This is a genomic window from Streptomyces sp. NPDC003379 (assembly GCF_053589195.1).
Genome location: NZ_JBSFRK010000064.1, coordinates 12,581 through 32,650, shown reverse-complemented (window position 1 = coordinate 32,650; position 20,070 = coordinate 12,581). Strand labels below are relative to the sequence as shown.

Genomic DNA, 20,070 nt, shown 5'->3' with positions numbered 1-20,070 from the left:
CTTGCGCTGTCATCGGGCCCTACCGGGCCCAGAGCCGCACAGAGGCTCAGAGGTCCGGAAAGTCCAGCGATCAGGAAGGCATTACTGCATGAACCGCTCCGAACGACCGGCACGACCCGCCCGCAAGCGGCCCGCGAACGCAGCCGGAAAGGGCAGGCCGATCGGCCAGGCGAAGGGCTCCGCGAACTCCGCGAAGAAGCCCGGAAGCCGTAAGCCGAAGCCGGCGCAGGGCGGGGAGTTCGCCCTGCCCGAGAGCGTCACGCCCGCGCTGCCCGCCGTCGAGGCCTTCGGCGACCTGGACATGCCCGAGGCCCTCCTGAAGACGCTGGCCGCCCAGGGCGTCACCGAGCCCTTCCCGATCCAGGCCGCCACCCTGCCCAACTCCCTCGCGGGCCGCGACATCCTCGGCCGCGGACGCACCGGCTCCGGCAAGACCCTCGCCTTCGGCCTCGCCCTGCTCGCCCGCACCGCCGGTCAGCGCGCCGAGTCCAAGTCGCCGCTCGCCATGGTCCTGGTCCCCACGCGCGAACTGGCCCAGCAGGTGACGGACGCCCTCACGCCGTACGCGACATCGGTGAACCTCCGCATGGCCACGGTCGTCGGCGGCATGTCGATCACCAAGCAGTCCGGCACCCTCCGCCGCGGCGCCGAGGTCCTGGTCGCGACCCCCGGCCGCCTCAAGGACCTGATCGAGCGCGGCGACTGCGACCTCTCGCGGGTGCGTACGACCGTCCTCGACGAGGCCGACCAGATGGCCGACATGGGCTTCATGCCGCAGGTCACGGCGCTGCTCAAGCAGGTCGAGCGGGGCGGCCAGACCATGCTGTTCTCGGCGACGCTGGACAAGAACATCGACCGGCTCGTCCGGATGTTCCTCACCGACCCCGTCGTGCACTCCGTCGACCCGTCCGCGGGCGCGGTCACCACGATGGAGCACCACGTCCTGTACGTCGCCGACGAGACGGACAAGAAGGCCGTCGCCATGCGGATCGCCGCCCGCGAGGGCCGCGTGATCATGTTCCTGGACACCAAGCGTGCCGTGGACCGCTTCACCAAGCGGCTCCTCGCCAACGGTGTACGGGCCTCCGGCCTGCACGGCGGCCGCTCGCAGCCGCAGCGCAACCGTACGCTCGACCAGTTCAAGACCGGGCAGGTCACCGCGCTGGTCGCCACCAACGTGGCGGCGCGCGGCATCCACGTCGACGACCTCGACCTCGTCGTGAACATCGACCCGCCCGCCGACCACAAGGACTACCTCCACCGGGGCGGGCGCACCGCCCGTGCCGGTGAGTCCGGCAGCGTCGTCACGCTCGTGCTTCCCGAGGAGAAGCGGGAGATGACGCGGCTGATGTCCGACGCGGAGATCAGTCCGCGTACGGCGCGGATCAGCTCCTCCGACGAGGAGCTCGTACGGATCACCGGGGCGCGGGAGCCTTCGGGGGTGCCGGTGGTCATCGAGACGCCTGCGCCCCAGCAGCCCGCGCAGGCCTCTTCCCAGCGGCGCCGCCGCCCCCGTGGCGGAGCCTCCGCCTCCGGCGCCGCTACCGGTTCCGGTCAGGGCCAGCGCAGGGCCCCTCGACAGGGCCAGCCCGGCGGCCAGACCGCCACCGGCGGCGGACGCGGTCGCCGCGGGCGCCCCGGCAACGGAGCGCAGGGCGGCCGCCGCGCCGCGTAACGCTGGGCGCTGTGCCTGAACGCCTGTCCCGGCTCCCACCCACTCACCCGTTTGCCCCGCATCGGACATGTGTGAGTAGGAGCCGGGGGCGCACCGGCGACGGGCCGCAGCCGCCGCCGCGACCCGAGGGGACGCGGCGGTATGTCCGCCCGGAGCACAGTGGTAACGCTCCGGTGCCAGCAGCAAGGCGCCCACACCAAGATGGCGAGGACGGACATACCGCCGCGGCCCCGCCCCACAACGGCGAGGCGCAACACGAGCCGAGGCCAAGGGGCAACACCCGCCCCGCGCCCACAACGGCGAGGCACCGCACGAGCCGAGGCGAAGGGGCAACGCCCGCGCCGCGCCCACAACGGCGAGGCGCAGCGCCCGAGGCCAAGGGGCAACACCCACCCCGTCCCCACAACGGCGAGCGCACAGCACGAACCGAGGCCAAGGGACAACGCCCGCGCCGCGCCCACAACGGCGAGGCACCGCACGAGCCGAGGCGAAGGGGCAACAGCCGCCCCGCGCCCACAACGGCGAGGTGCAGCGCCCGAGGCCAAGGGGCAACGCCCGCCCCGCGCCCACAACGGCGAGCGCGTAGCGTCAGCCGAGGCCAGGGGCGATGCCCGCCCCGCCACGACCAAGAAGGAGAGCCCGCCCGATGTCGGAGCGTGAACCCGTCGCGTTGACCCTGCTCGAAGACGGCCACGCCGCCCTGCGCGCCGACTGCGGCAACTGCTTCGGGCTCTGTTGCGTGGCCCTCGCCTTCACCGCGTCCTCGGACTTCGCCGTCAACAAGGACGCCGGGAAACCCTGCACCAACCTCCAGACGGACTTCCGCTGCGGCATCCACCGCGACCTGCGCGACAAGGGCTTCCGTGGCTGCACCGTGTACGACTGCTTCGGCGCCGGCCAGCACGTCTCCCAGGACACCTTCCGCGGACGCGACTGGCGCGAGGACCCGGCCACCGCCCGGCAGATGTTCGAGGTGTTCCCGATCATGCGGCAACTCCACGAGCTGCTCTGGTACCTGACGGAGGCGCTCACGCTTCCGCAGACCAAGCCGATCCGGGCCGACCTCCGCAAGGCCCTCGCCAAGACCGAGCAGTTCGCGCAGGGCAGCCCCGAGGCCGTCAGGGACACCGACGTGGCCGCCCACCGCCAGGACGTCAACACCCTCCTCCTGCGCACCAGCGAACTCGTACGCAAGGGCGGTGGCGGCAAGAAGAAGGACCGCCGAGGGGCGGACCTCATCGGCGCCCGGCTCAAGGGCGCCGACCTCAAGGGAGCGAACCTGCGGGGCGCCTACCTCATAGGCGCCGACCTGCGCGACGCGGATCTGCGGACGGCCGATCTGATCGGCGCGGACCTGCGCGACGCGGACCTGCGGGGCGCCGACCTCACCGGCGCGCTCTTCCTCACGCAGTCGCAGGTGAACGCGGCCAGGGGCGACGACGGCACCCGGCTGTCCGACTCCCTCATCCGCCCCGGGCACTGGTCGGACACCCGAGAGCGCTAGGCGTCACACTCCAGCACCGTCCGGCACAGCGCGCACCGCGCCCGCACCCGCCCCCGCGCCGGCACGCGGATCCGCTGGAAGCACGTAGGACACGCGAACGTCACCCGCAGCGCGCCGAGCCCGTCGGACGAGAACGAGTACGCCCCGCCCGGAGGCCCCGCCCCGTGCTCCCGGGCGTACTGCCGGTCCTTGGCGTGCTGCCGCTCCTTCGCGTACCGCCGCTTCCCCGCCCACCCGGCCGCCGTCAGCGGCGGCTGCTGCTCGTCGCGGCGGGCCTGGGCGAGCCCCTTGGTGTACGCCGTGTACGCCTGCGCGCTGGTGAACCATGTCTCCGGCGCCTCGCCGAACGTCAGCGCCCGCTTGGCGAGGACGTATCCGAATTCCTCCGGCGTGAGATAGCCGAGCTTCTGCGAGGAGGCGCCGTCCTCGCGGTAGGCGTCCAGGAGCAGCCAGCCCGCGCCCAGGTACGCGGCGGCGGTGTCGGTGAGGATCTCGTTGTCCCGGGTGCCGGGGAAGGACAGGTCGAGCCGGTGCAGATACACGTGCATGACCTCGTGGGCGAGCGCCGCGCCGATGTCCCGCCGGTGCGTGCGGAATCGGTCGTTGAGTTCGATGAAGTACTCGGGCCCCGCGGCGAGTTCGACGTACGCGGCGTGGTCCATCTCGCGGAAGCTGACGATCACGCGGGCGTCGGGCAGGCGCAGGTGCCGGACCATTTCGCGGGCCACCCGCTGCACGCCGAGATGCAGGTCGTCCTGGTCGCTGAAGGCCACGTCGACGGGGGCGACGCTGGTGTCGAAGGTGTGGACCGTGTCGTACGAAAGGCGCTTGTAGAGCGCGGTGACGGCGGCGCGCACGGTCTCCAGATGGGGGTAGCCGTGCACGACAGGACCGCCGCCGACCGTCACGCCCACACCCCCTGACGTCACCCACCGCGCTACCCGTCGAGAGCCCCACCAGGCCCCATCAAGCCCCACGAAGGCTCATCAAGCCCCTCCGGGACGCCCGACTCGCCTCCACTGTACGGGCGTTGGCGGCGACGGGCAGTGGACCGCGCGACACGCCTTGGCCGGAAACCGCCCCTTGTCGTGAGCGGACACCGATCTCCATAATCCGCAGCAACGCTTTGGCGGGCTCATGCCATCCGGGCGTTGTACCACCCCCCACGAACACCCCGCGAAGGGAAGTCAGTTGAAGACCAAGCCGCGTGGAGTGAAGAGAGCCGCCACCCTCGGTGCGATCGCGCTCGCCACCAGCCTTCAGCCCGTCGCCGCGTCCGCGGCACCTCACCCGGGCCCGGAGCCCAGCGAGCGTGTCGTCGGCGGCACGCCCGCCAAGCAGGGCGAGTTCCCGTTCATGGTCCGTCTGTCGATGGGCTGCGGCGGCGCTCTGTACGCCAAGAACATCGTGCTGACCGCCGCCCACTGTGTGGACGGCTCCGGCAACAACACGAGCATCACCGCCACCGCCGGCGTCGTGGACCTGCGGAGCCCCTCCGCGATCAAGGTGAAGTCCACCAAGGTCCTCCAGGCCCCCGGCTACAACGGCAAGGGCAAGGACTGGGCGCTCATCAAACTGGCGAAGCCGATCGACCTGCCGACGCTGAAGATCGCCAAGGACACCAAGTACAACAAGGGCGACTTCACCGTCGCGGGCTGGGGCGCCAACAGGGAAGGCGGCGCCCAGCAGCGCTACCTCCTCAAGGCGACCGTTCCGTTCGTCAGCGACGCCGACTGCAAGGCCGCGTACGGCAGCGACCTCACGCCAGGCGAGGAGATCTGCGCCGGCAACCTCGCCCAGGGCGGCATCGACACCTGCCAGGGCGACTCGGGCGGCCCCATGTTCCGCAAGGACGAGGCCGGCGCGTACATCCAGGTGGGCATCGTCAGCTGGGGCAACGGCTGCGCGCGGCCGAAGTTCCCCGGCGTCTACACCGAGGTGTCGACGTTCGCCGCGGACATAGAGAGGGCGGCGGCGGGACTCTGACGTCCCCCGCCGCACCGGTGCGGGGCGTCCACGGTCACCGTGGGCGCCCCGCTTCCGCATCCACTTCCGGCTCCGCTCCCGCAGCCACTCCGGCTCCGCTTCCGTAGGTAAGTCCAAGACCTGTCCCTCCTTTGTCCATAGGCGCGTCGTCCCGCCCGGCGCATCGTGATCGGCACCAATTCCGTCCCCATGGAGGGTGCCGCATGCTGCCGTCAGACACGTCCGGACCGAGCCGCAGAGCCGTCGTCGCCACCGGTGTGATCACCGGGGTGGGGGCCGCCCTCGGAGTGGGCTCCAGCGCGTACGCCGAGGCAGGCCCCGCCGAGCCGCTGCCCACCGAGGTGGTCCTGCGCTCACGCCACCTGGAGGTACGCGTCGCCGGCGACTTCCCGCGCGTCGTCTCGTACACCGACCGCGCGAGCGGCGCCGTCCTGCACGGCCGCTCGGACGCCGTCACCACCGTCCTCATCGACGAGGCCGAGCACACACCGACGGTCACCGCGTCGGCGGACCGGGGGTCCCGCATCTCGTACGTACTCGCCTTCGACGGCGGCACCCGCATCGATGTCGAGATCACCGTCGAGGGACACCAGGTCCACTGGCGCGTCACGGAGATCGCGGACACCGACGCGCTGCGGATCGGCACCCTGCGGATTCCCGGGCTCGCCCTGCTGTCCGTGCGCGACGACCAGCCCGGCGCCGCCCTCCTCGCCGCCAAGGTGCAGCTCGACAAGGCCAAGAGCGGCGACACCCTGGTCCGACCGGGCAAGGACACACCCGCCGAGGCGCCCGTCGGATGCGCGTACGCCGTCGTCGCGCACGACAGGCTCGGCGGGGCGATCGAGACGAACACCGTCTACGACAAGCCCACCTCCGCGGCCGGTACCACCTGGGAGAACGGCCGCCTGTGGCGCAAGACGGTGCGACCCACCGAGAACGCCGACTACGTAGAGGCCCGGTTGACTCCCGGACAGTGGACCCACCGCGCCGCGACCGCGCCCGTCGACGCCACCGAACCCCTCCCGTACGCCACCGTCGTCATCACCGGCGACCGCAACGGCGACGGCAAGGTCGACTGGCAGGACGCCGCCATCGCGCTGCGCGACATCATGGTCGACCCGATCGGCGCCGACGAGCAGCATCTGCGGGTCGTCCCGCACATCCCGTTCAACTTCGCCTCGCAGGCCACCAACCCGTTCCTGGCCACCCTCGACAACGTCAAGCGGATCCACCTGGCCACCGACGGGCTGCGCCAGTACACGCTCCTCAAGGGCTATCAGTCCGAGGGCCACGACTCCGCCCACCCCGACTACGCGGACAACTACAACACCCGCGCGGGCGGCCTGACGGACCTCAACACCCTCGTCCACGAGGGAATGAAGTGGAACAGCGACTTCGGCGTGCACGTCAACGCCACCGAGTCCTATCCCGTCGCCAACGCCTTCTCCGAGAAGCTCGTCGACAAGACCAACGAGCAGTGGGACTGGCTCGACCAGAGCTACCGCATCGACCAGCGCCGCGACCTGGTCTCCGGGGACATCGTCAAGCGCTTCGCCGATCTGCGCGCCCAGACCGACCCCGGCCTGAACGCCCTCTACATCGACGTGTTCCGCGAGTCCGGCTGGACCTCCGACCGCCTCCAGCGGGCGCTGCGCGAGCAGGGCTGGACCGTCACCACCGAGTGGGGCCACGGCTTCGAACGCTCCGCCGTCTGGTCGCACTGGGCCACCGAGCCCGACTACGGCGGCGACACCTCGCGCGGCATCAACTCGCGCCTGATCCGCTTCGTCCGCAACCACCAGAAGGACGTCTTCGCCGACAAGTGGCCCACGCTCCTCGGCATCGCCCGCATGGGCAACTTCGAGGGCTGGGTCGGCAAGACCGACTGGCACGCCTTCTACGAACTGATCTGGACGCACTCGCTGCCCGCCAAGTACCTCCAGGCGTACCCGGTCAAGACATGGGACGAGCACGAGATCACCTTCTTCGGCCCCACGAGGACGGCCGTGTCCGATGCCTCCGGAGGCAAGCGGCGCATCACCACCGACGGACACGTCGTCTACGAAGACGGCCGCTACCTGCTCCCCTGGGAGCCCCGCAAGGCGACCGATCCCGCCAAGCTGTACCACTACAACCCGTCCGGTGGCAGCAGCAGTTGGCAGCTCCCACGCGCGTGGGCGCGGCGCTCGCGCGTCGCCCTGTACCGGCTCACCGACCAGGGGCGCGTCTTCGAGTCGTACGTCTCCGTAGCGGGCGGAGAAGTCACCATCGAGGCCGAGCCGAAGCAGCCCTACGTCCTCTACCGCGAGCGTGCCGCCGCCCTCCCCGACCCGAAGTGGGGGCAGGGCACCCCGCTGCACGACCCCGGCTTCCACTCCGGCACCCTCAAAGGGTGGAAGGTCAGCGGGCCCGCCACCGTGGAGCTCAGCGCGCTCGGCGACCCGGAGCTGGTCATCTCCGCGGGCGGCGCGGCATCCGTCGGGCAGCGGCTCGCCCGCCTCAAGGCCGGTACGTACGCCGCGTCCGTGCAGGTCGAGGTCGGCGAGAAGGCGGGGGAGCGGCGCAGGGCCTCCCTGGAGGTGCGGACCGCCGACGGGGTCACCGCGGCCAACTTCACCGAGACGTCCACCGCGGGCAACCACGTCGCCGCCGACCGCAAGCACGGCACCCGCTTCCAGCGCATGTTCACCTGCTTCACCGTCCCCGAGGGCGGCGGCACCGCCGAGCTGACCCTGCGCGCCGAAGCGGGCCACGCGCGCGTGCGCTTCGACAACGTACGCGTCGTCGCCGCCCGCCCCGTGACGGTGAAGCGGCCCCGCTCCACCCTCGTCCACGAGGACTTCGAGCACGTCCCGCAGGGCTGGGGCCCCTTCGTGAAGGGCGACGCGGGGGGAGCCACCGACCCGCGCACCCACATCGCCCAGCGCCACGCCCCGTACACCCAGCGCGGCTGGAACGGCAAGGCGATCGACGACGTCATCGACGGCACCAACTCCCTGAAGTCGCGCGGCGAGAACACCGGCCTCGTCTACCGCACCGTGCCGCACACCGTCCGCTTCACCGCAGGCGGGCGCTACCGCGTCTCCTTCCGCTACGAGAACGAGAAGGCCGGCCAGTACGCCTGGATCACCGCCGTCGACGCCCCCGCGCCCCGCGAGACGGACCGCAAGGACCTTCCCGTGGCCACGGAGCCCACCACGCTCACCTACGAGTTCACGGCCCCCGCCGAGGGGGAGGCCTGGGTCGGTCTGCGCAAGACCGGTGGCGACGGCACGGCGGAGTTCGTCCTCGACGCGTTCGAGGTGACCGAGATCTGAGCGGCCCCGGGGGCAGTGCGGCCTTAGGACAGCGTGACCTCCGCCCCCTCTGCCCCCTCCAGCTCCAGCACCCACACCTCGTTCGCGCCCTCTCGCAGCACCGGCCCCGGTACGTACAGCGACGTCTGCGGGCCCACCGACCAGTAGCGGCCCAGGTTGAAGCCGTTCACCCACACGAACCCGCGCGTCCAGCCGGGCAGCTCCAGACGGGCGTCGCCCGCCCCCTGGACGTACAGCGCGCCGCGGTACAAACCGGGGCGCCCCCGCCCCGCACCGGCGGCGGGGACGCCGCGCACCGCGTCCGCCGCGTCGAACGCGTCGAGCCGCAGGCCCCGCGCCCGCACCCCGTGCAGGTACTGCCGCTCGTGCAGGATTCCTCCCGTGATCCCCTTGGGCTCGCCCGTGCGCGGCCCGTAGTTGACCCGGCCCAGCGACTCCACCCACAGCTCCACGCGCGCGTGCCCGGCCACGGGCGTCTCCAGGACGGGTTCCGCCTCGGTCAGGACACCGGCCCGCTCCCCGTCCACGTACACGACCGCCAGATCGCGCAGACCCCGCACGCCCAGCGGGTACGGCTCGCGCGGGCCCGGCACCGTGACGGCGTAGCGCACCAGGCCCCGGTCCACGTCGAGCTCTTCGAAGGTGGGCGGTACGGCATATTCCGCTTCCGGGGTGCCGAGGCGCTCCAGGACCGTGTCCAGCGGCGACCAGTCCGTGAGGGACGCCGACGTGGGGGAGCCGAGCACCGGGAGGGGTGGGGGTGGCTCGGGCAGGGGCCCGGACGCGTACTCCGCCAGGACCTCCCGGAAGCGCCAGAACTTCGCCGTGGGGCGGCCGGACTCGTCGATCGGCGCGTCGTAGTCGTACGACGTGACGTCCGGCTCCAGCGGCCCGTCGTGCAGCGCGCCGCCACCCCGGTTGGCACCCGCCCAGCCCGCGAAGTTCGTGCCGCCGTGCGCCATGTAGACGTTCACCGAAGCCCCGCACTCCAGGATCTCGCGGAGCGCCGCCGCGGCATCGCCTGCATCCCGTACGACATGGTCCGCGCCCCAGTGGTCGAACCAGCCGCACCAGAACTCCATGCACATCAGCGGCCCCTTCGGCCGGTGCGCGCGCAACGTCCCGAAGCCGGACCGCGCCCCCGAGCCGAAGTTCGCCGTCGCCAGGACACCGGGGATCGAACCGCCGGTCAGCATGTGGTCCTCGGGCCCGTCCGAGGTGAACAGCGGCACCCGTACGCCCTCGGCGCGCAGCAGGTCGGCGAGGCGGCGCAGATACACCTGGTCCGAGCCGTAGCTGCCGTACTCGTTCTCGACCTGCACCATGATCACCGGGCCGCCGCCCGGACCACTGCCCCGACCGCCGTCCGGGCCGCCGTGCTGGCGCGGCACGACCTCCCGCAGCAGACGGCGGAACCAGCGCTCCACATGCGCCAGATACTCCCCGTCACGCGTCCGCACACGCGCCCCCAACGCACCCGTCAGCCAGTGCGGCAACCCGCCGTTCTCCCACTCCGCACAGATGTACGGGCCGGGGCGGACGATCGCCCACAGACCCGCCTCCCGCGCCGCGTCCAGGAAACGACCGAGCGCCGACACGTCACGGAACACACCCGGACGCGGCTCGTGCACGTTCCACGGGACGTACGTCTCCACACAGTTGAGCCCCATCGCCCGCAGCATCGCCAGGCGGTGCCCCCACTGCTCCTCGTGCACCCGGAAGTAGTGCAGCGCGCCCGACAGCAGCCGCACCGGCCGCCCGTCCAGCTCGAAATCGTCCTCGCCGACCCTGAACCCGTCCATCGTGTCCTCCCGCTCACCTGCCGATCGCCCACGATCACCTCTGGCGGGCAGCGGGGTCCATGGACAAAGATCGGGTCCCGTTGGACGCAGCGAGCGGTCCTGAACCCGGCCCGCACGGGAACCCGCACCGGAAGGGGCACGCGGATGTACCACACGTGGATGCGGTATTTCACCCCCAGCCCGGCCCACCACCGGCTCGGCCTGGCCTGCCTCGGCGTCGGCCTCCAGCACGGCCTCCTGCCGACCGTCGGCCCCCGCACCCTCGACCACCACGTCGCCGTCGTCATCAGCGCGGGCGGCGGCTGGTTCCGCGGCCCCGACGGACGGCGTACGACGGTGACCGCGCCCGCCCTGATCTGGCTCACCCCCGGCGTACGCCACCACTACGCGCCCGACCCCGACACCGGCTGGGACGAATGCTTCGTCGACTTCACCGGCCCCGCCACCACCACGTACACCGAACTCGGCTACATCGAACCCACCCGCCCCGTCGTACCGCTCTCCGACGCGGCGGGCGCCCGCGCCGCCGTCGGCCGCATCGCCCGCGCCGCCCGCCGCGGCAACCCCCTCCTTGAAGTCGAGACCGGCGCCGCCGTCCACGAACTCCTCGTCGCCCTGCGGCGCGCCCGCGCCGACATCGCCCCCGACGGCGACCCCGTCCTCCAGGCCCTCGCCCGCGACGCCTTCCAGCCCCTGTCCGTCGCCGAACACGCCGCCCGCCACGGCATGACACCCGCCGAACTGCGCACCGCCGTACGACGCGGCGCCGGCTGCAGCCCCAAGGACTACCTCCTCGGCATCCGCCTCGGCCGCGCCAAGGAACTCCTCGCCGCCACCGAACTGCCCGTCGCCGCCGTCGCCCGCCGCGTCGGCTACGACGACCCGGCGTACTTCTCCCGCCTCTTCACCCGCCGCGTCGGCACGGCCCCCGTCCGCTTCCGCGAACAGCAGGGCCGCGCCGTCCCCGGCGGCTGGTCACAGCAGATACCGGACCCCGACCATCCGCCGATGCTGCGCTCCTCCACCGCGGGCGGCCCCGGTCCGGCAACGTGACCCGACCGGCAACGTAGGCTCGTGGCCCATGAACACCAGCCACACCAGTGACGCGAACAGCGCGCCCACCCCCGGCGGCGCGGACGAGGCCGTGCGCGCCGAGCTGTCCCGTCTGCGCGACAGCATCGACAACATCGACGCCGCCGTGGTCCACATGCTCGCCGAACGCTTCAAGTGCACCCAGCAGGTCGGCCACCTCAAGGCCAACCACCACCTGCCACCCGCCGACCCCGCCCGCGAATCCCGCCAGATCGCCCGCCTGCGCCAACTCGCCGAGAACGCGAAACTCGACCCCGCCTTCGCCGAGAAGCTGCTCAACTTCATCATCGCCGAGGTGATCCGCCACCACGAGACGATCGCCAAGTCCTCCTAGCGCCCCCCCCGGGGAAGGCGGCGCACGCGGCGCCGAGACCCGCGTCCCGCACCACGGCCCGCGCCATCGGGCAGCATGGGCCCATGCCCGTACTGACGCGCGACGAAGCGCAGACCCGAGCCCAGCTCATCGATGTCCACCGGTACACCGTCGAGCTCGACCTGACCCAGGCGGACGATCCCGCCGGCGACACCTTCGACTCGCGAACCGTCATCCGGTTCAGCGCCCGCACCGACGGCGCCACCTTCGTCGAGCTCAAGCCCGCCGAACTGCGCTCCGCCACCCTCGACGGACAGCCCCTCGACCCCGCGGGCCTCCTCGACAACCGGCTCACGCTCCACGGGCTCACCGCGGGCGAGCACGAACTGCGCGTCGACGCCGCGATGCGCTACTCCCGCACCGGCGAGGGCATGCACCGCTTCACCGACCCCAGCGACGGCGAGACGTACACGTACACGCAGCTGTTCATGGAAGACGTCCAGCGCGTCTTCGCCGCCTTCGACCAGCCCGACCTCAAAGCCGTCTTCGAGCTGACCGTCACCGCCCCCGAAGCCTGGACCGTCCTCGCCAACGGCGTCACCGAACACCTCGGCGGCGGCACCTGGCGGGCCGCCACCACCCCGCTCATCCCCACCTACCTCGTCGCCGTCGCCGCCGGCCCCTACCACTCCGTACGGACCGAACACCGCGGACTGCCCTTCGGCATCCACTGCCGCCGCTCGCTCGCGCCCTTCATGGACGACGACGCCGACGAGATCCTCGACATCACGCGCGCCTGCTTCGACCGCTACCACGAGAAGTTCGAGGAGCCCTACCCCTTCGACTCCTACGACCAGGCGTTCGTCCCCGAGTTCAACGCGGGCGCCATGGAGAACCCCGGCCTCGTCACCTTCCGCGACGAGTTCATCTACCGCTCCGCCGTCACCGACACCGAACGCCAGACCCGCGCCATGGTCATCGCCCACGAGATGGCCCACATGTGGTTCGGCGACCTCGTCACCCTCACCTGGTGGGACGACATCTGGCTGAACGAGTCGTTCGCCGAATACATGGGCTTCCAGACCACCGCCGAAGCCACCCGCTTCAAAGACCCCTGGACCGACTTCGCCGTCGCCCGCAAATCCTGGGGGTACGACGCCGACCAACGCCCCTCCACCCACCCCGTCGCCCCCGCCCCCGACGCCGTGCCCGACACCGCGTCCGCGATGCTCAACTTCGACGGCATCTCCTACGCCAAGGGAGCCAGCGCCCTGCGCCAGCTCGTCGCCTGGCTCGGCGAGAAGGACTTCCTCGCCGGCATCAACACCCACTTCGCACGGCACAAGTTCGCCAACGCCACCCTCGCCGACTTCATCGACTCCCTCGCCCACGCCACCGACCGCGACGTCCACGCCTGGGCGGAGACCTGGCTGCGCACCACCGGCGTCGACACCCTCACCTCGAAAGTCGTCCACGCCGGACGCCAGTGGACCCTCACCCTCGACCGCGACACGGACACCCACGGAGGCGGCCGCCCCCACCGCGTCGCCGTCGGCGTCTACGACCACGACCACTCCAGCGGCCGCGGACTCGTCCTGCGCGAGCGCTACGAAACCGACATCCCCGCCACCGAACCCCTCACGCCACGCGACGGCGGCCGCCCCGCCCTGATCGTCCCCAACGACCAGGACCTCACCTACGCCAAGATCCGCCTCGACGACGTCTCCCAGGAGACCGCGCTGCGCGGCATCTCCGGCGTCCCCGACGCCCTGACCCGCGCCGTCCTGTGGAACAGCCTGCGCGACATGGTCCGCGACGGCGAACTCGACGGCCACTCCTACCTCACGACGGCCCTCGCCCACCTCCCCGAGGAGAGCGACCTCGCCATCGTCCAGGGCGTCCTCACCTTCGCCACCACCCACATCGTCGGCCGCTACACCGGCCCCGAGGAACGGCCCGCCGCCCTCGCCACCCTCGGCGAACTCTGCCGAGACCTGATCCGGCGCACCGAGGACGGCTCCCACCCCGGCCTGCGCCTCACCGCCGTCCGCACCGCCATCGACGTCGCCACCCAGGCCGCGCCCCTCCAGGCATGGCTCACCGAAGGCACCGTGCCCGGCGGCCCCGAACTCGACCCCGAACTGCGCTGGCGCGTCCTCGCCCGGCTCGCCGTCCTCGACGCGACCGACGAAACCGCCATCGCCGCCGAACTGGCCAGGGACCCCAGCGCCACCGGCCAGGAAGGCGCCGCCCGCTGCCGGGCCTCGCTGCCCGACGCCGCCGCCAAGAGGAGCGCGTGGGAGGCGATGTTCACCTCCGACGAGCTGTCCAACTACCTCCTCAAAGCCACCGCACAAGGCTTCTGGCAGCCCGAACAGGCCGACCTCGTCCAGGAGTACATCCCCCGCTACTACGAAGACGCCGTCGCCGTCGCCGCCCGACGCGGCCCCGCCATCGCTGACGTCGTGGGCCACTGGGCCTTCCCCACCCCCTTCGTCGACGCCGACACGCTCCGCCTCGGCGAACGCTGCCTGCGCGACGCCGACCCGATCCCCGCCCTGCGCCGCAAATTCACCGACCAACTCGACGACCTGGCGCGGGCTCTGCGCGTCCGCCAGGGAGCGGACAAGGGCTGACGCAGGTCTGCGGGCGTAGGTCCCCAGCCCTACGCCCACTGGTCCCAAACGACGATCCGGCACCCGGCGCGACCGGCCTAGGCTCGAACAACAGCCCGGCCGGGCCCGCCGGTACGGCCGCCACCAGGACCAGAAGGAGCCCCCCGTGATCGTCGTGACCGGAGCCACCGGAAACGTGGGCCGCGCCCTCGTCACCCAGCTCACCGCCGAACAAGCCCCCGTACGCGCCCTCACCCGCGCCCCGGAGCGAGCCGGCCTCCCCGCCACCACCCAGATCGCCCGCCTCGACCTCTCCGGCGACCGGCCCGAACCCACCGACCTCGCCCCGCTGTTCGACGGCGCCACAGGTCTCTTCCTGCACCTCCAGGCCGCCGGCGCACACACCACCGCGCTGCTCGAAGCCGCCCGCGCCGGCGGCGTCCGCCACGTCACCGTCCTCTCGTCCGGCATCATCGAGGACGGCGCCGACACCAGCCACCCCATCCACGTCGCACACGCCGAGCTCGAAGCACGTGTGACGGAGAGCGGCCTCGGCCGGACCTTCCTGCGCCCCAACGCCTTCGCCACCAACTCCCTCCAGTGGGCACCCCAGGTCCGCGTCGGCGACACCGTCCGCGGACCCTTCCCCGGAGCCGTCACCGCCCCCATCCACGAGGCCGACATCGCCGCCGTCGCCGCCCGCACCCTCCTCGACGACGGACACGACGGCGCCGTCCACCGCCTCACCGGGCCCGAAGCCGTCACCACCGAGGAGCAGATACACACCATCGGCGCCGCCCTCGGCCGCACCCTGCGCTTCATCGACGTACCGCCCGAGGAAGTCGGCCCCGAACTCTTCCCGCACGTCCCGCCCCAGATGCTCCCCGCCATCCTCGCCTCCTTCGCCGAAGCCGTCGGCGTCGAACCGGAGATCACCACCACCGTCCAGACCGTCACCGGCAAACCGGCCCGCACGTTCGCGCAGTGGGCACACGACCACAAGGACGACTTCCGCCCCTGAACCGCAGGGCCCACGCGGCGCCTAGCACCCCGCGCCGCACCGACACGTTTTCACCGCACGGCAGTACCACTTTCGGGTTCGGATCGCCGAAGTATTCGGGCACGCCGCTCATGTGACGTACAGGCTGGTGTCCCTGTACGCGCACACCCGAAGGACACCCCCATGAGCACCCCGCCGCCCCTCGCCGGAGGCACCCACGGCCCCGACGCCCTGCGGCCGTTGCTCGCGGCCACCCTCGACGCCCTGAGCACCGGGGCCGCCGCCCGCGGCGGCCCCCTCCCCGCCGGCGGCCCCCAAGCCGTCACCGACCGGGTCCGCACCGCCGCCGAGCCCGTCCTGCCCGACCGCGGCGCGGGCCCCGAAGCGGCTCTGCGCACCCTCGTCCACACCCTCACCGAAGGCGCCGCCGACCCCGCACACCCGCTGTGCGCCGCCCATCTGCACTGCCCGCCGCTCGCCGTCGCCGCCGCCGCCGACCTGGCCGCCTCCGCGCTCAACCCCTCCATGGACTCCTGGGACCAGGCACCCGCCGCCTCCGCGCTCGAAGCCCTCGTCACCCGCGCGATCGCCGCCGAGATCCACGCCGACGCGGACGCCCTCATCACCACCGGCGGCACCGAGTCCAACCAGCTCGCCCTGCTCCTCGCCCGCGAGACCCCCACCACCCAAGGCCCCGTCCGCCTCGTCGTCGGCGCGAACGCCCACCACTCCCTGGCCCGCGCCGCCTGGCTCCTCGGCCTGCCCGCCCCGGTCACCGTGCCCACCCCCACCGGCACCCTCGACCCCGCGGCCCTCTCCAAGGCCCTCACCGAACTCGACGGCCCCCAAGGCGCACCCCTCGTCGCCGCCACAGCGGGAACCACCGACGCCGGACTCATCGACCCCCTCGACGACATCGCCGCCCTCTGCGCCACCCACGGCGCCCGACTCCACATCGACGCCGCATACGGCGCGGGACTCCTCTTCAGCGACGTACGCAAGAAACTCCTGCGCGGCATCGACCGCGCCGACACCGTCACCCTCGACCTGCACAAACTCGGCTGGCAGCCCGCCGCGGCCGGCCTCCTCGCCGTCCGCGACCCCCACGACCTCGCCGCCCTCACCCACCGCGCCGACTACCTCAACGCCGACGACGACACCGACGCCGGCCTGCCCGACCTCCTCGGCCGCTCCCTGCGCACCACGCGCCGCCCCGACGTACTCAAGATCGCCGTCACCCTCAAAGCCCTCGGCCGACAAGGACTCGGCGCGCTGGTCGACCAGGTCTGCGAGGCGGCGCGGCGGTTCGCAGACCTGATCGAAGCCGACCCCCGCTTCGAGCTCCACGACGCGCCCACCATCAGCACCGTCCTGTTCCGGCCCACCGACGCCGACGACACCCACATCGCCCACGTACGACGGCGACTGCTCACCGAAGGCACCGCCGTACTCGGCCGCGCCGACCTCGACGGCCGCAGATGGCTCAAGGCCACCCTCCTCAACCCGCACACCCGGCCCGACGACCTCACCGCACTCCTCGGACTCATCACCGAGAAGTCCGACATTCGTCAGTCGTGACTCCCCGATCCGACGGCCGCCCCCCTCCCCACCCCCTGGAAGGACCACCCCGCATGCCCGACGCACCCGGCCACCACCCAACCCCCCAGGCCCAGCCGCCCACCACCCCCGAAGACCCCCGCGACCTCGTCGGCATCGGCATCGGCCCGTTCAACCTCTCCCTCGCCGCCCTCGCCCAGCCCCTCGGCGAACTCGACACCGTCTTCTTCGAACAGCGCCGCGAGTTCCAATGGCACCCCGGCCTCCTCATCGACGGCACCACCCTCCAAGTGCCCTTCCTCGCCGACCTCGTCACCCTCGCCGACCCCGCGAGCCCCTGGTCCTTCCTCAGCTACCTCAAGGCCCGCGAGCGCCTCTTCCCCTTCTACTTCGCCGAGCGCTTCCACATCCAGCGCGCCGAGTACGACGCCTACTGCCGCTGGGTCAGCGAGAACCTCCCCGGACTCCACTTCGGCCACCAGGTCGACGCCGTGCGCTGGAACCCCGAACGCGACCTCTTCGAAGTCGACTACACCCACCTCGACACCGACGGCGAAGCCGAAGCCCTCGGCCGCACCTACACCAAGAACATCGCCCTCGGCGTCGGCACCGCCCCCTACGTCCCCGGACCCCTCAGGCCCCTCGCCGAAGCCCCCACCGTCCCCGTCATCCACTCCGCGGACTACCTCGACCACCGCGAAGCGCTGCTCGCCGCCGAACACATCACCGTCATCGGCTCAGGACAGTCCGGCGCCGAGATCTTCCTCGACCTGCTGCGCGCCCGCCCCACCGGACACGAGAAGATCCACTGGCTCGCCCGCACCGAGGCGTTCGCCCCCATGGAGTACTCCAAGCTGGGCCTCGAACACTTCACCCCCGACTACACCCGCTACTTCCACGCCCTGCCCGAAGCCGTCCGCGACGGCCTCGTCCCGCAGCAGTGGCAGCTCCACAAGGGCATCGACGCCGACACCATCTCCGCCATCCACGACGAGCTCTACCAGCGCTCCCTGCACGGCGGCTGGCCCGACGCCGTCCTCACCCCCGGCGTCTGCGTACGCACCGCGGGACGCGTCGCCACCACCCGCGTCGAACTGCACCTCGAACACCTCCAGCAAGGCACCCGTTCCCGCCTCGTCACCGACGCGGTCGTCCTCGCCACCGGCTACCGCGAACGGCCCGTCGACCACCTCCTCGCCGGCCTCGACCCCTACATCCGCAAGGACTCCTCCGCCCGGCCCCGCGTCGACGAGCACTACCGCCTCGTCCTCGACCCGTCCATCGCCGCCACCGACAGCAACGTCTACGTACAGAACGCCGAACGCCACACCCACGGCGTCGGCGCCCCCGACCTCGGCCTCGCCGCCTGGCGCAGCGCCACCATCCTCAACTCCCTCACCGGCAGAACCCCTTACGTCCTGCCCCAGCGCACCGCGTTCACCAGCTTCGGCCTCCAGACCCCCGAACGGCACACCGGCGCCAACGGCCGCATCGGCGAACAGCGCGGAAACCTCGTACACCTCAAGAGCTGACCGCCCCGCCCAGCTCACCGACCGGCGCCACCACACGCCCGGACCGCGGACACGACCACACCGCGACCCCCTCCACGCCCTTCACCACCCCGGCCGCCAACGGATGCGAGTCGGGGTGCGCGGGACACTCCGGCCACACGGCGGGCCGCGACTGCGCACACAGCGCCTCGACCGCCCAGTCCTGAGCCTGATCCGCGAAGTCCGCCATCCGCTCGGCCACACCCGCACCGACACGCGCGACGAGCCCCGCACCCGAACCATCCGGCCCGTACAACATGACCAACTCCCCGATCTGGTCATCCCGCTCCTCCCGGACAACGGGGCGCACCGCACACGTGGCCCAAAGATCGCGGAGCACCGGGTCGAACACGGCGGCAAGTTCGGTATGCATGAACGGAATTGTCCGCCGCCAAGCGCGGCCGCGCCGCCGAATATTCCCGCCCGAAAATCGCCGCCCGACGAAATACCGGCCCCGCCCGCCCTGTTCAGACGACCATGACCACCGAAACCACGGCCTCCTGGACCGCAGCCTTCCGCTCCGCCCTCGTCAGCCCCCACGAGAGCATCGACCTCTTCGAACTCCGCTCCTTCTCCGCCCAGACCCTCCGCCAGATCATCCGCCTCGACGGCGGCGGCAGCGCCCTCCGCATCCGCCTCACCAACCGCTACGGCAAGGAACCCCTCCACATCGGCGGCGCCCGCCTCGCCAGACGCACCGAAGGAAGCGGCATCAAAGCCGACAGCGACACCCCGCTCCGCTTCGACGGCGCCGAAGACTTCACCATCCCCGTCGGCGAGGAAATCATCAGCGACCCCGTCGAACGCGCCGTGGCCGCAGGCGACGAACTCGCCCTCACCCTCTGGCTCCCCGACGACACCGGCCTCGCCACCTACTCCGCCGTCCCCCTGCGCACCGGCTACACCGTCCCCGGCAACGCCCTCACCGCACCCACCCTCGACGGAGCCGAAGCCCTGGAGGAACTCGCCACCCGCCACTTCATCAGCGGCGCCGACGTCCTCGCCCCCGCGGGCACCCGCATCGCCGTCGCCTTCGGAGACTCCTGGTTCGAGGGCACCGGCACCACGACCGACACCGACCGCCGCTTCCCCGACCTGCTCAACCAGCGCCTGCGCGACGCCGGCAGCGACGGCTGGGTCGTCAACCAAGGACTGTCCGCCAACCGCCTCCTCACCGACGAGATCGGCGAACACGCCCTCGCCCGCCTGGACCGCGAAGCCCTCGACATACCCGGCGTCACCCACGTACTGATCCACTTCGGCCTCAACGACCTCGGCATCCCCGGCCAGGAGGCCTACCCCGACCCCGCACCCATCCCCACCGCCGCCGACCTCATCGCGGGCCTCACCGCACTCGCCGACCGCATCCACACCGCGGGCCTCACCGCGATCAGCACCACCGTCGGCCCCTACAAGGACACCATCTTCGAGGGGTACGCCACCCCCGAAGGCATCGCCGTCGCCCGCGAGGTCAACGACTGGATCCGCGGCACCGACAGCCCCTTCGACGCCTACGCCGACTTCGCCGCCGCCGTCGCGGACCCCGCCGACCCCGACCGGATCCGCGACGACTACGACAGCGGCGACGGCCTGCACGTCAACGACGCCGGCGCCCAGGCCCTCGCCGACACCGTCGACCTCGCGAGCCTGAAACTGTAG

At 72.0% G+C, this 20,070-nt stretch carries 14 protein-coding genes; 11 read left to right on the top strand and 3 right to left on the bottom strand.

All coding sequences use genetic code 11. The features are described from left to right. Positions 1 to 88 precede the first annotated feature (88 nt). Complete coding sequence (locus tag ACWDVB_RS36770) at positions 89 to 1,675, top strand: DEAD/DEAH box helicase (protein WP_451517915.1); 1,587 nt, start codon at positions 89 to 91, stop codon at positions 1,673 to 1,675. A 646-nt stretch (positions 1,676 to 2,321) separates the two neighbouring features. Continuing rightward, positions 2,322 to 3,179, top strand: a complete 858-nt coding sequence (locus ACWDVB_RS36765) for a pentapeptide repeat-containing protein (protein WP_451519290.1) — start codon at positions 2,322 to 2,324, stop codon at positions 3,177 to 3,179. Here the strand turns inward: ACWDVB_RS36765 and ACWDVB_RS36760 are convergent. Then, positions 3,176 to 4,087 carry a hypothetical protein gene (locus ACWDVB_RS36760; protein WP_451519291.1) on the bottom strand — a complete coding sequence of 304 codons (912 nt, stop codon included), beginning with the start codon at positions 4,085 to 4,087 and terminating at the stop codon, positions 3,176 to 3,178. The genes ACWDVB_RS36765 and ACWDVB_RS36760 overlap by 4 nt on opposite strands. A gap of 229 nt (positions 4,088 to 4,316) precedes the next feature. On the opposite strand from ACWDVB_RS36760, the gene ACWDVB_RS36755 reads away from it, so the two are divergent. Further along, entirely contained in the window at positions 4,317 to 5,165 is an 849-nt protein-coding gene (locus tag ACWDVB_RS36755; RefSeq protein ID WP_451519292.1) for a S1 family peptidase, read from the top strand. Between the two features lie 203 nt (positions 5,166 to 5,368). After that, positions 5,369 to 8,482 (top strand): endo-alpha-N-acetylgalactosaminidase family protein, encoded by a 3,114-nt coding sequence (locus tag ACWDVB_RS36750; RefSeq protein ID WP_451519293.1) that lies wholly within the window; start codon positions 5,369 to 5,371, stop codon positions 8,480 to 8,482. A 23-nt stretch (positions 8,483 to 8,505) separates the two neighbouring features. Here ACWDVB_RS36750 and ACWDVB_RS36745 read toward each other — a convergent pair whose 3' ends face one another. After that, positions 8,506 to 10,284 carry a glycoside hydrolase family 35 protein gene (locus ACWDVB_RS36745; protein WP_451519294.1) on the bottom strand — a complete coding sequence of 593 codons (1,779 nt, stop codon included), beginning with the start codon at positions 10,282 to 10,284 and terminating at the stop codon, positions 8,506 to 8,508. Between the two features lie 144 nt (positions 10,285 to 10,428). Here ACWDVB_RS36745 and ACWDVB_RS36740 point away from each other — a divergent pair, with 144 nt between their 5' ends. The 6 genes from ACWDVB_RS36740 (at position 10,429) to ACWDVB_RS36715 (ending at position 18,393) form a co-directional block, all read left to right on the top strand. Then, positions 10,429 to 11,337, top strand: a complete 909-nt coding sequence (locus ACWDVB_RS36740; protein ID WP_451519295.1) for a helix-turn-helix domain-containing protein — start codon at positions 10,429 to 10,431, stop codon at positions 11,335 to 11,337. Positions 11,338 to 11,365: 28 nt separating this feature from the next. Further along, positions 11,366 to 11,710, top strand: a complete 345-nt coding sequence (locus ACWDVB_RS36735) for a chorismate mutase (RefSeq protein WP_451519296.1) — start codon at positions 11,366 to 11,368, stop codon at positions 11,708 to 11,710. A gap of 83 nt (positions 11,711 to 11,793) precedes the next feature. Beyond that, complete coding sequence (pepN, locus tag ACWDVB_RS36730; protein ID WP_451519297.1) at positions 11,794 to 14,325, top strand: aminopeptidase N; 2,532 nt, start codon at positions 11,794 to 11,796, stop codon at positions 14,323 to 14,325. Between the two features lie 145 nt (positions 14,326 to 14,470). Next, positions 14,471 to 15,325, top strand: coding sequence for an NAD(P)H-binding protein (locus ACWDVB_RS36725; RefSeq protein ID WP_451519298.1), 855 nt, complete (start codon positions 14,471 to 14,473; stop codon positions 15,323 to 15,325). Between the two features lie 162 nt (positions 15,326 to 15,487). Then, positions 15,488 to 16,882 (top strand): pyridoxal phosphate-dependent decarboxylase family protein, encoded by a 1,395-nt coding sequence (locus ACWDVB_RS36720; protein WP_451519299.1) that lies wholly within the window; start codon positions 15,488 to 15,490, stop codon positions 16,880 to 16,882. Between the two features lie 53 nt (positions 16,883 to 16,935). Then, complete coding sequence (locus tag ACWDVB_RS36715; protein WP_451519300.1) at positions 16,936 to 18,393, top strand: lysine N(6)-hydroxylase/L-ornithine N(5)-oxygenase family protein; 1,458 nt, start codon at positions 16,936 to 16,938, stop codon at positions 18,391 to 18,393. On the opposite strand, the gene ACWDVB_RS36710 is transcribed toward ACWDVB_RS36715, so the two are convergent. Then, positions 18,383 to 18,784, bottom strand: coding sequence for a hypothetical protein (locus tag ACWDVB_RS36710; RefSeq protein ID WP_451519301.1), 402 nt, complete (start codon positions 18,782 to 18,784; stop codon positions 18,383 to 18,385). The two genes, ACWDVB_RS36715 and ACWDVB_RS36710, sit on opposite strands and share 11 nt — an antisense overlap. A gap of 104 nt (positions 18,785 to 18,888) precedes the next feature. Here ACWDVB_RS36710 and ACWDVB_RS36705 point away from each other — a divergent pair, with 104 nt between their 5' ends. Then, on the top strand, positions 18,889 to 20,070 hold the full coding sequence (locus ACWDVB_RS36705) for a GDSL-type esterase/lipase family protein (protein WP_451519302.1): 1,182 nt from the start codon (positions 18,889 to 18,891) through the stop codon (positions 20,068 to 20,070).

Bases quoted from the DNA above. Each gene is read 5' to 3' on its own strand.
- ACWDVB_RS36720 (WP_451519299.1), top strand. From the start codon at position 15,488: ATGAGCACCCCGCCGCCCCTCGCCGGAGGCACCCACGGCCCCGACGCC.
- ACWDVB_RS36715 (WP_451519300.1), top strand. From the start codon at position 16,936: ATGCCCGACGCACCCGGCCACCACCCAACCCCCCAGGCCCAGCCGCCC.
- ACWDVB_RS36765 (WP_451519290.1), top strand. From the start codon at position 2,322: ATGTCGGAGCGTGAACCCGTCGCGTTGACCCTGCTCGAAGACGGCCAC.
- ACWDVB_RS36710 (WP_451519301.1), bottom strand. From the start codon at position 18,784: ATGCATACCGAACTTGCCGCCGTGTTCGACCCGGTGCTCCGCGATCTT.
- ACWDVB_RS36740 (WP_451519295.1), top strand. From the start codon at position 10,429: ATGTACCACACGTGGATGCGGTATTTCACCCCCAGCCCGGCCCACCAC.
- ACWDVB_RS36735 (WP_451519296.1), top strand. From the start codon at position 11,366: ATGAACACCAGCCACACCAGTGACGCGAACAGCGCGCCCACCCCCGGC.
- ACWDVB_RS36755 (WP_451519292.1), top strand. From the start codon at position 4,317: ATGCCATCCGGGCGTTGTACCACCCCCCACGAACACCCCGCGAAGGGA.
- ACWDVB_RS36745 (WP_451519294.1), bottom strand. From the start codon at position 10,284: ATGGACGGGTTCAGGGTCGGCGAGGACGATTTCGAGCTGGACGGGCGG.
- ACWDVB_RS36750 (WP_451519293.1), top strand. From the start codon at position 5,369: ATGCTGCCGTCAGACACGTCCGGACCGAGCCGCAGAGCCGTCGTCGCC.
- ACWDVB_RS36770 (WP_451517915.1), top strand. From the start codon at position 89: ATGAACCGCTCCGAACGACCGGCACGACCCGCCCGCAAGCGGCCCGCG.
- pepN (WP_451519297.1), top strand. From the start codon at position 11,794: ATGCCCGTACTGACGCGCGACGAAGCGCAGACCCGAGCCCAGCTCATC.
- ACWDVB_RS36705 (WP_451519302.1), top strand. From the start codon at position 18,889: ATGACCACCGAAACCACGGCCTCCTGGACCGCAGCCTTCCGCTCCGCC.